We start from the raw sequence: 14396 nt of genomic DNA, 5'->3' as shown, positions 1-14396 counted from the left end.
TCCAGTTCAGAGGGCCGGCGGTAACGTTGTCGCCCGTTGGTGCGACACATTCTTGACTTGGATGTGACGTTTTCCTGCGCATACCATTGCCAGGTGATCTGACGAGGATGAGGAGTAGAACGTGAAGACTCATACCAGCAAGGCCTTCGGAGTCGCCGTGGGGGCAGCCGCGCTCGCCGTCTCGGTTCCGCTGGCGGTCAGTGCTCAGGCTGATCCGACCACCACTCCGGTGGCAGAGATCCCCGATCCACAGGGTTCGGAATGCGGCGACTTCAAAGAGGGGCTGCCGAATTGGAAGGGCCTGGCCGAACTTCCGGTGGGTGCTGCCCTGGCTGCCATTCCCGAAGCCAGCTCGTTCAGCGCAGCCATCTCGGGCCGGCTCAACCCGGCCGTCGACATCGTTCCGGTGCTCGACAACGGACCGTACGTGGTGTTCGCGCCGACCAATGAGGCGTTCGCAGAGCTGCCGGCCGAACAGCTCGAGCTGGTGCGCACTGATCCGGCTGCGCTGACCAGCCTCATGTACTACCACGTCTTCCTCGGCCTGCTGGGCCCTGACGACGTCAAGGGGCAGCGGCCCACTCAGCAAGGCACCGAGATCGACGTGACCGGCTCCGGCGGTGACATCGAAGTCAACGAGACCGCCAAGGTCGTCTGTGGCGGAATCCAGGCCGAGAACGCCAGGATCTATCTGATCGATCAGGTGCTCGACCCGGCTGATGCGCCCACACCGATCGCCCCGGCGACGACGAGCACGACCGCGACGGAAACCTCGGCCGCAGAATCGCCCGCCGCGGAAGCACCCGCCGCAGAATCGCCCGCCGCGGAGTCACCGGCCGCGGAGTCGCCCGCCGCGGAGTCACCGGCCGCGGAGTCACCGGCCGGCTAGCGCCTTTCGACTTCGGTGCGCTCGGTCACGCTGAGCGTGACTGGGCGCGCCGAAGTCGCGTTCACAGGCCCGCGTTCACAGGCCCGCGTTCACAGGCCCGCGTTCACAGGCCCAGGTCACGGCCGATGATCTCCTTCATGATCTCGGTGGTGCCGCCGAAGATCGTCTGGATACGGGAGTCCACGTAGGAGCGAGCCACCCGGTACTCCATCATGTAGCCGTAGCCGCCGTGCAGTTGCACGCAGCCGTCGATCACCTTTTTGGCGGTCTCGGTGGCCCACCACTTCGCCTTGGCAGCCTCCACCGCGGTCAGTTCGCCGTCGACAACCCCCTGGAGGCAGCGGTCGATGTATTGCTCGGTGACATCGAGTTCGGTGTCCATCTCGGCGAGCAGGAATCGATTGTGCTGGAAGCTGCCGATCGGCTGCCCGAAGGCCTTGCGGTCCTTCGCGTATTGCACCGTCTGCCGCCAGGTTTCCCGGGCACCGGCGGCAGCGGATATGGCGATCGAGAGCCGCTCGGAAGGCAGGTTCTGCATCAGCTGGTAGAAGCCACGCCCCTCCTTGCCGAGCACGTTGCCCGACGGCACGCGGACGTCCTCGAAGTGCAGTTCGGACGTGTCCTGCGCGTGCAGGCCCATCTTGTCGAGCTTGCGGCCGCGAGTGAAACCAGGCATGTCCCGCTCGACGACCAGCAACGAGAAGCCTTTGTGCCCGGCCTCGGGGTCGGTGCGCGCGACTACGACGACCAGGTCACAGTTGATACCCGAGGAGATGAACGTCTTAGAGCCGTTGAGGATCCAGTCCGCGTCCTCCCCGCTACCGTCGCGGACCGCCGAAGTCCGAATGCCCGCCAGGTCACTGCCGGCGCCCGGTTCGGTCATCGCCACCGCGATGATCGTCTCGCCGCTGACGATGCCGGGCAACCACCGTTTCTTCTGCTCATCGCTGGACAGATCCTTGAAATAAGGTCCGACCACGTCATTGTGCAGGCTCAGCGCAGGCCCGGGCACGCCGGCCTTGGCCATCTCCTCGTCGATGACCGCATTGAACCGGAAGTCGTCGGTACCGCCGCCGCCGTACTCCTCGGGCATGTTGAACCCGATCAGCCCGTGCTTGCCGGCTGCCACATAGGCTGACGGATCGACGAGGCGCTGGGTCTCCCACCTCTCCGTGTTCGGCACCAGCTCGCTGTCGATGTATCCGCGGACGGTATCGCGGAACGCCTCGTGCTCAGCCTCGTAGATCAGTCTCCTCATCGGGTTTGCCTACCTCCGCTCAGGGGCTTGGTTGGTCTGGTTGGTCTGGTTGGCTTGCCTGGCTTACTTGGCCTTCCACACGGGACTGCGCTTCTGCGCGAAGGCCAACGGACCCTCCTTCGCGTCTTCAGTCGCGAACACCGTCGCCACCTCACGCATGGTCCGCGACCACCCGGGCTCGTCCACGGCCACAACTCCCGCGTCGGCTCCGATGGCGACCCGCTTGCTGGCCTGGACAGCCAGGGGAGCGTTGACCGTGATGCGCCGGGCCAGCGCAATCGCCGCCTCGAGTACCGCGTCCTTCTCGCCGTCGGGCACCACCTGGTTGATCAGTCCCAAGTTGAGTGCCTCAGTGGAGGTGATCGGCTCGCCGGTGAACAGCATCTCCAGAGCAACCTTGCGCGGTAGTTGGTCGACGATGCGGAAGACGCCACCCGCAGCGGCGATCAGCCCCCGCTTCACCTCTGGCAGGCCGAACTTCGCGCTCTCGCCCGCCACGACGAGGTCACTGGCCAGCGCCAGTTCGGTGCCACCACCGAGCGCGGTGCCGTTGACGGCGGCGATGGTCGGCTTGTCGATGAAATGGCGCACGTAGCCGGCGAACCCCCACTTGGGGCGTTCGGGATGACCGATGTTCTCACCCCTGGACAGCGCCTTGAGATCGGCACCGGCGCAGAAGGACTTGTCGCCGGCGCCGGTGATCACGACCACCCAGACATCGGGGTCCCGCTGCGCTTCCGCCATAGCCTCACCCACAGCGATGCTGACTGCACCGTTGATGGCGTTACGCGCCTCCGGCCGATTGATCGTGATGATCATGACGTTGCCCCGCCGCTCTGTCAGCGCCGCGGGTGCGCCCGCATCTGGCTCAGTCACAGCAATTCCAGAATGGTGGCATTGGCCTGTCCGCCGCCCTCGCACATCGTCTGCAGTCCGTACTGAATTCCGTTGTCCCGCATGTGGTAGAGCATCGTGGTCATGATTCGGGCACCCGAACCGCCCAGCGGGTGGCCTAACGCGATCGCGCCGCCATTGGGGTTGAGCTTGTTCTCGTCGGCACCGACGTCGTTCAGCCATGCCAACGGCACGGGCGCGAAGGCCTCGTTGACCTCGAATACACCGATTGCGTCGAGTGAGATGCCCGATCGCTTGAGCACCTTCTCGGTCGCCGGGATAGGCGCGGTCAGCATGATCACCGGGTCGGCGGCCGCGAGCACCGCAGTATGAACCTTCGCAAGCGGCTTGAGCCCCAACGACTTCGACTTCTCGGCCGACATGAACAGCAACGCCGCCGAGCCGTCGGAGATTTGCGAACTGTTGCCGGCATGGATCACGCCGTCCTCTTTGAACGCTGGCTTGATCTTGCTGATCGACTCCATGGTGCCGCCGCGGCGGATCCCCTCGTCGATCAACACTTCGCTCTCGTGTGACTCATCTTTGGCCTTGATCCCCACTATCTGATCGTCAAAGGCTCCAGAATCTTGGGCAGCAGCTGCCTTTTCGTGAGACCCGAGTGAGAAGCGATCCAAGTCGGCACGACCAAGACCCCACTGCTCGGCAATCATCTCGGCGCCGATGCCCTGGTTGGGCGTGCGGCGATAGCGAGCGCGGAATGCCTCCGGGTAGGGATGACCGCCGTTGGCCAGCGACGCGCCCATCGGCGTTCGCGACATGGATTCCACACCGCCGGCGACCACCACGTCGTAATGGCCGGCAACCACCCCCGCGGCAGCGAAATGCACCGACTGCTGACTCGACCCGCACTGTCGGTCCACCGTCACCCCGGGCACCGATTCAGGCCACCCGGCCGCGAGCACCGCGGTGCGCGCGATATCCAGCGCCTGCTCTCCGGCCTGCATGACGCAACCCCAGATGACGTCGTCGACCAGGGCGGGGTCCACACCCGCTCGTTCAACCAGCCCATTGAGCACCTGCGCGGAAAGCTCCCCCGGGTGCACCCCCGCCAGGCCGCCGTTGCGCTTTCCGACCGGGGAGCGCGCGGCTTCGACGATCACGGCTTCAGCCATGTGGATACTCCATTCATTCTCAGTGCTCTTCCACGAACGTAAACGAACAAGGTTTACTAGGTCAACCTACTGGTCGGCAGAGCGGCGCCGGTGCGACAGCTTCCTCGTCGGCCCGGCATCAGTGTCACCACATGGTTTACTGAGTTGCACAGCTTGCCGGTTCATCGGTGACCCGTTCTTGGGAGAGGTCGTGACGCGTAGCACCCGGCTGGCGCCGATGATCGGGCCGGATGCCGCCCGGTCCAGTTCGGCGGTCCGCTCCCCCAAAACCGCCGAACTCGTCGCAGGCACTTTGCGTCGCATGGTCGTCGACGGCACCCTCAAAGACGGCGATTTCCTGCCCAACGAGGCCGAGTTGATGACCCATTTCGGGGTAAGCCGCCCGACGCTGCGGGAAGCCGTCAGGGTCCTGGAATCCGAGCGACTCGTCGAGGTGCGCCGCGGCTCCCGCACTGGTGCCCGGGTGCGGGTCCCCGGCCCGGAGATCGTCGCGCGGCCGGCCGGCCTGCTTCTGGAGTTGTCCGGGGCGACGATCGCCGACCTGCTGACCGCCAAGGCCGCTATCGAGCCGATGGCAGTACGGCTGCTCGCCGAATCCGGTTGCGTCGAGGCGTTCGACGAGCTTGAGCAGATGCTCGCCGACGATATCCCGGCGGGCTTGCAATCAGGTCGCCTGGCCGAAAGCACAGGGGCATTTCAGCTGAGGGTGGTGCAGCTGTCGGGCAATGCCACGCTGGGAATCGTCGCCGGCATGCTGCACGAGATCACGGTTCGCCACACGGCATTCGTGGTCAAGGAACGCCGCCCGGTGTCGAAAGCCGATTACCAGAAGCTGCTGCGCTCCTATCGCAAGCTCATGCAGTTCTTGCGGGCGGGCGATGCCGCCGGAGCCGAGGCGCATTGGCGCAAGCACCTCGACACGTCGCGGGAGTTACTGCTCAAGGGACTGGAAAGCGTTCCGGTGCGCGACGTGATGGGGTAACCGGTCCCCAGAAAGTCTCTCTTCGCCTCAGCTCACGGCATCGCTGTCTTTCTGCCAGGTCACCTGCACCGGCACGGTGTCATCCCAGGGCTGGCGGGCCACCATGTCGGCGACCAGGACATAGCCACGCTCGAACTCGCCGGTGGCGGCGTCGACCAAACGGTACTGCTGGCGCTGGCGGTGGATCGGTTGCGCGTCGAGCAGCAGCACCAGCACCTCACCGGGTTCGAAGCGGCATCGCTTCTGCAGGGCGGCGATCAGCTGCTCGTTATGCATGTGCCCGTCGCCGAAGTTCCATCCGATCGCGGTGCTGCAGATCCGCTCGCCGTCGGTCAGCACGTAGTCGGCCTCGTCGTGGCCGGCCATCACCCGGTGGGCGAGCGTGAACATGGCCCGACCGTGGGTGTTGAACGAACGGAACGCGTACCCCATGTACTGGTACATCTCGGCGGTTTCCGGGCTGCCGTAGAACTTCTCCATCTGCGCTGCGGGCATGCTGGCAATCGCGACGATTCCGGCCGCGATCTTCGCCTCAGCCGACGGCTTGATGCACCACAGGGACGTGTCCCAGTTACCCGCGTAGTAGCGCATGCCAGGAAGGAAGGACACCTTGCGCGGGAACAGGTTTCCGAGCACGACGGTGCCCGCGACGACCGCGAACAGCACGATCGGCCATGGGCTCTGCAGATCTGAAAGGCCGATGCCGGCGTGGCCGACGAACAGTGCCAGCACGCTGAACATCATGAAGACATTCCACTCCAGGGGCACACCCATCGGGATGGAGGACAGGATGCCGAAGTGGAAACACAGCATCACGAACGCCGCGATCGTGGTGGCCCATCCGCCGTGCGAGAAGAACAGCACCAACGGCACCAACATCTCGATGGCGGTGGAGAAGTGCGCCAGCCACCGCGATGCCCGGCCGGGGCGCAGATCGTCGGGGAAGCGTTCGAAGAACTTGCGTTTGATCCACCTCGGCCGAAACACCGGGTTGTTGCTCATCATGGTCGATATGACGAACGGGAAGTGCTTGTTGAGCTTGGACGTCGCCGCGCCCATCCAGATGACCAGGCAGACGAGTTTGGCAGCGATGATGATGTCTGCACCGCTGAACAGGAAGCACACCGCCAGCGCGCCGTAGACTTCGCCGCGGGCAGCCAGGAAGATCACCTTGTCACGCAGGCCGGCGACGGTCAGCAGCCCGACGATGGCCGCGGTCTGCCAGACCGGCAGCACACCCACCTGACTGCCCAGCTCGGGGATTGGCCCGGTTCCTTCAGAAAACAGCGCCAAGACCAAGCACGCCAACAGGGCGCCATAGAGCAGTACGTCAAAAGGGGTGCGGGCGTCGCCACTGGTCAGTGGCACACGACCGGGCCAAGGAGGCAACCGAATTGTTCCGGGCCGCAGCCAGTACAAGATCGATCCCATCGGCGGGAAGAACCGGTTGTTCAGCGGCCCGAACCCACAGCCCAGCCCGACGACCTCGAACAGAATGGTGAAGAAGATGACCTTCTGGTAGACGATGGGCTCCTGGTACCAGGAAGCGACGTTGGTGAAGCCATCGATGCCGGTGGTGCTGAGCACGATCAGCCACGCGGCGAGGACGTACAGCAGGATCTTCACGACGTAGAACAGATGCAACACGACCGGAGTGCCGAAACCGACCTCGGCCCAGTGCCGGGCCATCGGGACGATGCGCTCGGCGCGAGTGCCCTTGCTCCACTGCGAGTAATCGACGACGGGCGAGTCTTGCTTGAGAAACCCCATGGCTCAAGAGACTAGAACCTGTTCCAATTTGTTTGGCCGCGAACAGCCGCAAAATCGCACGATCACGCCCGAAAACGTGCGATTTTGCGTCTGCTCGCGGGGAAAGGCTAGGCGCCCTGCTGGGTCGGGGGTCGGTGGAAGATGACGAGTTGGCCGATGCCTCCGGCCAACCCGAGCGCCGTGGCGATGAGCAGACCCCACCAACCGTGCAGCAGGTCATAGAAGCCGGTGCCCGAAAACAGTACGTAGTCCAGGCTCAGCCTGCCCGCACCGATCGTCGCCACGGCGACCGCCGCCACCGCAAGCACCAGGTTGTACTCCCAACCATCCTTGACGATGAAGAAGCCGTTGGGCTTGTGCACGGTCCATGCCGCGACCAGCATCAGCGCGACGAAACCGGCCGCCGGGACCGGGGTGAGCAGACCAACCGCCAAGCCCATGCCCGCCGCCATCTCAGCGCTGGCAGCGATACGGGCATGGAACATGCCCGGTTTCATCCCGATGCTGTCGAACCAGCCCGCGGTACCGGCCAGTCCGCCCCTGCCGAAGAACTTGTTGTAACCATGCGCCGCCATGGTGAGTCCCAGAACGACCCGCAGGATGAGCACACCAACATCGAGAGCACTGCCGTAGGCCGTCATGTAACCGAACATAAGGCGTATCGAACAACTCTGGTGCGTGTTCGGCGCCTACCGGGCGCCACCTATGGCGTCATTGACGGGCCATCGCAGCGTCATTGACGGGCCATGGCAGCGTCATTGACGGGCCATGGCGACGCGGAGACGATCCGCGGGGCTGATGAGGTGGTCGGAGTTCTCGGCGGCGTCGGCGATGTCGAGTTGCACCCACTTCACCTTGCCGTTGAACGTGCTGGCACCGGGCGCATAGTCGTCGCTGACCGCAGTTCCGGTGTCCTCGCCGAGATCGGTGGTCTCGTCGGCGGAGAAGATCATCGGCACTGTCGACTCCACTCGACCGCTTCCCGCCTGCTCGCCGTCGACGAAGAGTGCGACATCACCACCCTTGCCCAGGCCGCCGCCGTCATAGCTGAACTCCACGCGGACCTGGTGCCCGCCCGGCGCGACCTCGCCGTCGGCGTACGTCTTGTACTGCTCAAGGCCAAACAGGTTGTAGCAGTATGCCAGTCGGCCCTCGTGCAGGTACAACGACCAGCCGCCGTATTGGCCGCCCTGGGCTATCAGTACGCCGGATCCACCGCCCTCGGGCACGACGATCTCAGCGGTCACAGCGTGCGACTTGTTCTTGACGTTGATGACGCTGCCCTCGGACAACCGCTTCATGCCACGGAACATGAGCTGGGAGTTACCCTGGACCAGTACGGGTCGGCCGGCAAGGTCGCTGTTGAAACGCTCGACCCGGCGGTCGTCGAGCGGAAACACGTTGTACCTGGCTCCTTCGATCAGGAACAGCCGTTGCAGCTCCGCCAGCTTCTCCGGATGCTGGGCCGCGAGATCGCGTGTCTGGGTCCAGTCGTCAGGGCCATAGAGTTCCCACACGTCGTCCGCGATGTTGGGCGCCTCGCCAAGGATCCAGGGAATACTGTGTCGGGTCACGGCTGTCCAGCCCTGGTGGTAGATGCCGCGGTTGACGAACATCTCGAAGTACTGCGTCTCGTGGCGTTCGTCTGCGGCGCCGTCATCGAACGAGTAACGCATGCTGACGCCGTGCAGCGGTTGCTGGCCGACACCGTGGACTTCCTGCGGCGCGGGCAGACCGGCCGCGTCGAGCACCGTCGCGGCGATGTCGATGACGTGGTGGAAGTGCTGGCGTGTCTCACCTTTGGCGGCGATGCCGGCGGGCCAGTGGACGATCGTTCCATTACGCGTGCCGCCCCAGTGCGAGGCAATCTGCTTGGTCCACTGATAGGGGGTGTCCATCGCGTGCGCCCACCCGACGGCGTAGTGATTGAACGCCGCGGGCGTGCCGAAATCGTCGATCCGCGCCGCCATGAACTCGGCCGTCTCGACATCAGTCACCCCGTTGAGCGTGAGCAACTCATTGAACGTTCCGTTCGGCGTGCCCTCGGCGGACGCGCCGTTGTCGCCGATGATGTAGTACACCAGCGTGTTGTCGAGTGCACCCAGGTCGTCGACGGCGTCGACCAGCCGACCAAGGTGATGGTCGGTGTGGTCGAGGAACCCCGCGTAGACCTCCATCTGCCGTGAGAGCACAGGCTTGAGGTCTTCGGGCATGTCGTCCCAAGCGGGAATCTCGTCTGGGCGAGCGGTCAACTCCGCGTCATCAGGGATGATCCCCAGCTCTTTCTGGCGGGCGAAGGTTCGCTCCCGCTGAGCGTCCCAGCCGTCGTCGAATCTGCCCTTGTACTTTGCCGACCACTCCTCGGGGACGTGATGGGGTGCATGGGTGGCACCCGGCGCCCAGTAGACGAAGAACGGCTTGTCGGGCATCAGTGCCTTCTGCTGGCGAACCCAGTCGATCGCGTGATCGGTCATGTCCTCGGTGAAGTGATATCCCTCCTCCGGTGTACGGTCGGGCTCGACCGGGACGGTGTCGTTGTAGATCGCCGGATAGTACTGATTCGTCTCACCCCCGATGAAGCCGTAGAAGTGCTCGAATCCGCTGCCGGTCGGCCACTGAGTGAAGGGTCCCATCGGACTCGTCTCCCAGACAGGCACCTCATGACACTTGCCGAACTGGGCGGTGGAATAGCCGTTGAGCTTGAGGACCTCAGCCAGCGGAGCCGCCGTGTTCGGCCGGATCGAGTTGTAACCCGGCGCCGAGGTCGCGAGTTCGGCGATCGCGCCCATCCCTACCGAGTGGTGATTGCGCCCCGTGAGAATCGCCTGCCGGGTAGGGGAACAGAGCGCCGTGGTGTGGAATCGGTTGTACTTGAGGCCCCCGCCGGCCAGCCGCTCGGCGGTCGGCGTCTCGCAAGGCCCGCCGAAGGCAGTCGAGGCGCCGAAGCCGACGTCGTCGATCAGGACGATGATCACGTTCGGCGCACCGGGTGGCGGGCGCAGCGGCTCGATCGGAGGAAAGTCCTGACCAGGATCGGTGGCGTCGTACTTGTATCCGACGGTTGGCAGACGGTCCGGGATCGGCAGGACGGCGCGGGTGGGGGCGGGGTTCACGAGAACACAGAATAGTGCCTCGTCCCGCCGGGGAATAGTGCCTCGTCCCGCCCGGCCCCCCCGGTTGTCCCGTCAAGCACGTCGACCCAGCATTGGATGTTGTTCGGCCCCGCGTCTCGCGGGTCGCCGGCTCAGGTGGCGGGCACCCAGTTGCCGTGAAATCCCGCTGGAACGCGGTGTGGCAGTTTGATGCCGGCTATGTGCTCAAGACTCTGCGAATCGACTATTGCGAGCTCGCTACGATCGGTCGGCCGGTCGTACACGTAGCCCATCAGCACCCCATCGTCCTCGACCGCGTCAGGCGAGGAAGGATGGAATACGAACTCGCCCAGCACCTTTCCAGAGCCAAAGGACTTGGATAGGGCGTTGCCACCCACCATGTCGTGCTTGATCAACGTGTCCCCTTCGCCGGTGTCGTAACCGACAGTCGGCGCATAGCCATAGCGATGCCGCTTGCCGACCAAACGCTCGTCGATTCGTGGGAATTCTTGCGCCCGGTCGTCGATGCGCGACTCTCGGACCTTGCCGTCGGCCAGATCCACGGTCCACCGCTCAAGCGTCGGCGGCCCGTCGTTGGGGCCGAGATGATCGGTGTCGAACATCTTGGGATGGCGCACGACGTCGAGGACAATCGAGTCACCTCTCGGAGAGTCCGAGTCGTAGGCGTTCATCGGATGAAAGACGTAGCAGGGTTCGACGTCGAACCATCGCACGTCGGCATTGCCGCCTTCCCGCGGCATGACCCCTACCCGCGCGGGATAGCCCGGGTTCCACGAGTAGGGGAACCGGCGATCGGCTCCGCCGCCGACGGGGATGCGCGCGGCAACGGGGTCGGGGATGCGCACGCGACCGATCAACGCGGACAACAACAGCCGGGCCGGCAACTGAAGGGCAGGCGGCACGGTCATGGTCGCCGCCTGCTGGGCGTCGAACGTAACGGGTAGGTCGTAGAACACCACGTAGCGTTCGGTGAGGGAGAAGTCATGCATCATCGGGCTACCGGTGACTGCTATGTCGACGGTGCGCCGGGCCCGACCGTCCGCACCGATCACGCTGTACTGCACCGAGTTTCCCCGCAGCATGCTGTAGGAGACCGCGTGCAGCTCACCGGTGTCCGGATCGCGTTTGGGATGTGCGGTGTAGCCACCGCTGAGAGTCCCGCCGAAGTCGCAGACGCCCACGGTATCCAGTTCGTCGGTCAGTTCGTAGTTGGCAACCCCGCCCTCGACCAACGCCAGCGTCTTGCCGGCATGACCGATCACGTTGGTGTTGGCGCCGAGCTGCGATATCGAGGAGCGCTTGGGGGGGACCGGCTCACCGAGTGACTCGGCGGCGAGCGGACTGCGGACCCACCGGTTGCGATACCACTCGGCCCTTCCATCGCGGATCCGGATGCCGTGGACCATCCCGTCGCCGGCGAACCAGTGGTAGAGCTCGGGATCGATCTCACCTATGGGATTCGGGCCGTTTCGCAGGTAACGACCGTCGAGGTAGTCCGGGATGGAGCCCGTCACCTCGAGACTGGTGAGCGTGAACTCCTGAGACAACGGCGCATACGATCCCTCGAGATAACGGTTTCCCATCGCGATACTCCTATAACAGTGTTATAGGATGTATAACACTGCTCCAGCCCAGTGGCAACCATGAGCGGACCAACGTGCTGTACCCATCCAGTTCAGATGGGTAATGCGTGAGACGGCTCCGCAACCCGGCGTGGTTCCGGCGCAGGCCATGGCACATGATCCGTCGTATAACGCCGTTATGGCATCATGGCTACCGTGACTGAAAGCCGTGACTCCTTGGTCGAGGCCGGCATCCGCATACTGGAGCGTGACGGACCTCCCGCGCTGAGCGCGCGCAACGTCGCCGCCGAGGCCGGCACCTCGACGATGGCGGTGTACACACATTGCGGCGGCATGACCGGTCTGCTTGACGCCGTCGCCGTGGAGGTGTTCAACCGCTTCACCCAGGCCTTGACGGAAGTACCCCGGACCGAAGACCCGGTGGCCGATTTCCTGGCGATGGGGCTTGCCTATCACCGCTTCGCGCTCGCCAACCCCGCGCGCTACCAGCTGATCTTCGGCACCTCCCCACCGGCATCGATCGCGGCTTACCGAACAGACCTCACGGTCACTGGCAGCGCAACCAATCGAAGTGACTGGGCGGCCTCGTTCGGCGCCCTGCGCAGCGCCGTGCGCCGGATGATGGATGCGGGCCGGATTCGACCCGACGACGAACTATCCGTGGCCGGTCGGCTGTGGAGCCTCAACCACGGCGCGGTGACGCTCGAAATGGCCGGCTTCTTCGGGCACGAAGGCCATGGTCTCAGCCAGATCCTGGGACCACTCATCATCGACACGCTGGTGGGCATGGGTGACGACCGCGAGGCGGCGACCCGGTCGATGTTCACGGTCGCTGCCGCGCTGAGCGGCTAAACCTGCTGCCGCAGTGCGTGTTCCAGCCGCTGAGTGTAGGCGTCGACATCGCCGATCGCTGACTGTGCCGCGTGCACGCTGACCGCAATGGTGTCGCCGACACCGTGCACGCCATGCGTCACACCCATCATCGGCGACAGGCTGGGAAACCCCGCAGTGAGCAGGACTGGAGCACCGCCGAACCGCAAGTCTCCAGCGCCGCGGTTGACGCTGGAGACCACCGTGTTACCGGTCACGGTGGCTGACCGGACATCGGGGTCGAACTGTGCCACGCCCCAACGCAGTGCGGGCGCAGGAATCGCAGCGAACGCCATCCTCTCCGCGCGCATCGCCGGGTGGGCCGCCCGACGCCTGCGGTCGTACAGATCAGCGGCAATCCGGCGTGCCCTCAACCCTTGCTCCGCATCAGCGTGCAGACCGATGCCGACATTGCCGAAATGGTTGTGCGCCAGGCGCGGGCCGGATGCGGCCATCGGAACCTCAGCACCCAAGAGCGCGGGGTCATCGCCAAGCTCGCGTAGGTGTCCGGACAGCGCGGTCGACACCGCGGTGAGCACCCCAACGGTAACCGTTGGCCCCGGCAGCTGCCCACGCTCGCGGATCACCGCCCGGACATGACGTGGCCCGGACGGCCGCGCGTTGGTGCGCAACGCCGGCAGTGAGGGCGCCTGGGCCGGAACCAATCCCGTGGCCGTGTCGCGAACCAACCCGCGGTGGGCACGCCCCGCCGAGAACGCGCGTCGCACCAGGCCGGCCACCGTGTGTCGTCGCACCACCACAGGGGGCACCGCCCCGGCACGGCCGAACAGATAGGCCGCCAGGGCCGAGGCCCGAACACCGTCACCGAGCGCGTGACAGATCTGCAACACCGCAACCGTCCCCCGCAGACGCGCCCCGGGCACACCTTCGATCGCGGGGTAGACATGAATCCGCCAACTCCGCGCCCGCGCATCGAGCTGATCCTCGGCCAGCGCCGTCACCGCAGCCAGGCATCCCGACCAGGTCGGGTCGACCGGGTCGTGCATGACGAATTGGTCTGGACCGACCTCGCGGTGCGCCCATACCGGGTAGCTCCAGCTACGGTTGTCGAGAATGCGCAGTTTCAGCTCGGCGCACGCCTGCGCTCTGCGGTGCACCTCCCGCAGCGCTGCATCAACATCGGTCGAGCTCTCGTCGAAGGCGTACAGCAGGAACTGGTCATTGGGGATCTTGGGCGACATCCAGTAGGTCAGCGCATCGACCGTGGCGAGCCGACGCGTCGATCCGGTGGCCCCGCTCACCGCATGGCGCGGCGCAGAGTGCTGCTGTCGGCGCACACGGCTCCCCGGGGCGGCACGTATTCCTGCCCTGGTGTCAGACCGGGTCGAACTGGGAGATCAGCCAGCGGTCGCCAACCTTCTCCAGCGTGACCTGCAGCCTCGAGGCGGTATCGGTGGGCGGGTCCTGCCCCACACTCACCGTCTGGTTGACGAACAGCAGCACGACCGCCTTGGTAGGGGTTGCCGATACCGACGCCGCGGCGGGAACCGAGGCGACCGCGGCGATCTGCTTTTCCTTCGCGCCCGGGATCACCACGTCGTCCGTCAGCGCGGTGTAAGACTCGCGGAAGTCCCCGGTGAGCAGATCTCGTGCAGCCTGAAGCTGCTCTTCGACGGTCTCAGGCTGGTAGGACAACATCGCGATCGTGGTGTCCTTGGCGGCCTGCACGGAGGTAGCGGCCGCGATCTCACCATTGCGTACCGAGTTGTCCCGCCACTTGAGGTAGCCGGCGCCGAGCGCGAGCACAAGAGCCAACGCCGGCAGGAGTCCGAAGGCGACCACGCGCGGCCATTGGATGCGCCGCTTCTCCTTGGCCCCCGCGTCGTCGGAGTCAGCGTCCTCGGAATCAGCAGCCTCGGAATCAGCAGCCTCGGAATCAGCGC

General features: G+C 65.1%; 12 protein-coding genes. 3 read left to right on the top strand and 9 right to left on the bottom strand.

The features are described 5' to 3' along the window. Window positions 1-121 precede the first annotated feature (121 nt). On the top strand, window positions 122-889 hold the full coding sequence (locus ACPGXI_RS08340) for a fasciclin domain-containing protein (RefSeq protein ID WP_526651719.1): 768 nt from the start codon (window positions 122-124) through the stop codon (window positions 887-889). Between the two features lie 103 nt (window positions 890-992). On the opposite strand, the gene ACPGXI_RS08335 is transcribed toward ACPGXI_RS08340, so the two are convergent. The 3 genes from ACPGXI_RS08335 to ACPGXI_RS08325 all read right to left on the bottom strand — a co-directional run bounded on the left by ACPGXI_RS08335 (window position 993) and on the right by ACPGXI_RS08325 (window position 4174). After that, window positions 993-2147 (bottom strand): acyl-CoA dehydrogenase family protein, encoded by a 1155-nt coding sequence (locus tag ACPGXI_RS08335; protein ID WP_526651717.1) that lies wholly within the window; start codon window positions 2145-2147, stop codon window positions 993-995. Window positions 2148-2210: 63 nt separating this feature from the next. Continuing rightward, window positions 2211-3023 (bottom strand): enoyl-CoA hydratase/isomerase family protein, encoded by an 813-nt coding sequence (locus ACPGXI_RS08330; protein WP_526651715.1) that lies wholly within the window; start codon window positions 3021-3023, stop codon window positions 2211-2213. Beyond that, window positions 3020-4174 (bottom strand): thiolase family protein, encoded by a 1155-nt coding sequence (locus ACPGXI_RS08325; RefSeq protein WP_526651713.1) that lies wholly within the window; start codon window positions 4172-4174, stop codon window positions 3020-3022. The genes ACPGXI_RS08330 and ACPGXI_RS08325 overlap by 4 nt, the downstream gene beginning before the upstream one ends. Before the next feature lie 190 nt (window positions 4175-4364). Here ACPGXI_RS08325 and ACPGXI_RS08320 point away from each other — a divergent pair, with 190 nt between their 5' ends. Beyond that, window positions 4365-5156 (top strand): FadR/GntR family transcriptional regulator, encoded by a 792-nt coding sequence (locus ACPGXI_RS08320; RefSeq protein ID WP_526651711.1) that lies wholly within the window; start codon window positions 4365-4367, stop codon window positions 5154-5156. 27 nt (window positions 5157-5183) lie between these two features. Here the strand turns inward: ACPGXI_RS08320 and ACPGXI_RS08315 are convergent, their stop codons facing one another. The 4 genes from ACPGXI_RS08315 to ACPGXI_RS08300 form a co-directional block, all read right to left on the bottom strand. Continuing rightward, window positions 5184-6926 carry a DUF3556 domain-containing protein gene (locus ACPGXI_RS08315; protein ID WP_526651709.1) on the bottom strand — a complete coding sequence of 581 codons (1743 nt, stop codon included), beginning with the start codon at window positions 6924-6926 and terminating at the stop codon, window positions 5184-5186. A 107-nt stretch (window positions 6927-7033) separates the two neighbouring features. After that, a complete protein-coding gene (locus ACPGXI_RS08310; RefSeq protein WP_526651707.1) occupies window positions 7034-7567 on the bottom strand; it encodes a DoxX family protein in 534 nt (177 codons plus the stop codon). Window positions 7568-7681: 114 nt separating this feature from the next. Further along, entirely contained in the window at window positions 7682-10039 is a 2358-nt protein-coding gene (locus tag ACPGXI_RS08305; protein WP_526651705.1) for an arylsulfatase, read from the bottom strand. 131 nt (window positions 10040-10170) lie between these two features. Then, window positions 10171-11622 carry a carotenoid oxygenase family protein gene (locus ACPGXI_RS08300; RefSeq protein WP_526651703.1) on the bottom strand — a complete coding sequence of 484 codons (1452 nt, stop codon included), beginning with the start codon at window positions 11620-11622 and terminating at the stop codon, window positions 10171-10173. Window positions 11623-11808: 186 nt separating this feature from the next. On the opposite strand from ACPGXI_RS08300, the gene ACPGXI_RS08295 reads away from it, so the two are divergent. Beyond that, complete coding sequence (locus ACPGXI_RS08295; protein WP_526651702.1) at window positions 11809-12474, top strand: TetR/AcrR family transcriptional regulator; 666 nt, start codon at window positions 11809-11811, stop codon at window positions 12472-12474. On the opposite strand, the gene ACPGXI_RS08290 is transcribed toward ACPGXI_RS08295, so the two are convergent. Together ACPGXI_RS08290 and ACPGXI_RS08285 are read right to left on the bottom strand one after the other, a co-directional pair. Further along, window positions 12471-13694 carry a WS/DGAT domain-containing protein gene (locus tag ACPGXI_RS08290; protein ID WP_526651803.1) on the bottom strand — a complete coding sequence of 408 codons (1224 nt, stop codon included), beginning with the start codon at window positions 13692-13694 and terminating at the stop codon, window positions 12471-12473. The genes ACPGXI_RS08295 and ACPGXI_RS08290 overlap by 4 nt on opposite strands. 133 nt (window positions 13695-13827) lie before the next feature. Continuing rightward, window positions 13828-14396 (bottom strand): Rv1363c family protein (locus ACPGXI_RS08285; RefSeq protein WP_526651700.1); only part of this gene is annotated, 569 nt, incomplete at its 5' end.

Origin of the sequence: Mycobacterium sp. (assembly GCF_049608025.1) — a bacterium.
Taxonomy (GTDB): Bacteria; Actinomycetota; Actinomycetes; order Mycobacteriales; family Mycobacteriaceae; genus Mycobacterium.
Note: the sequence above shows the minus strand (reverse complement) of the source record. Positions and strands in the feature narration are given on the sequence as shown.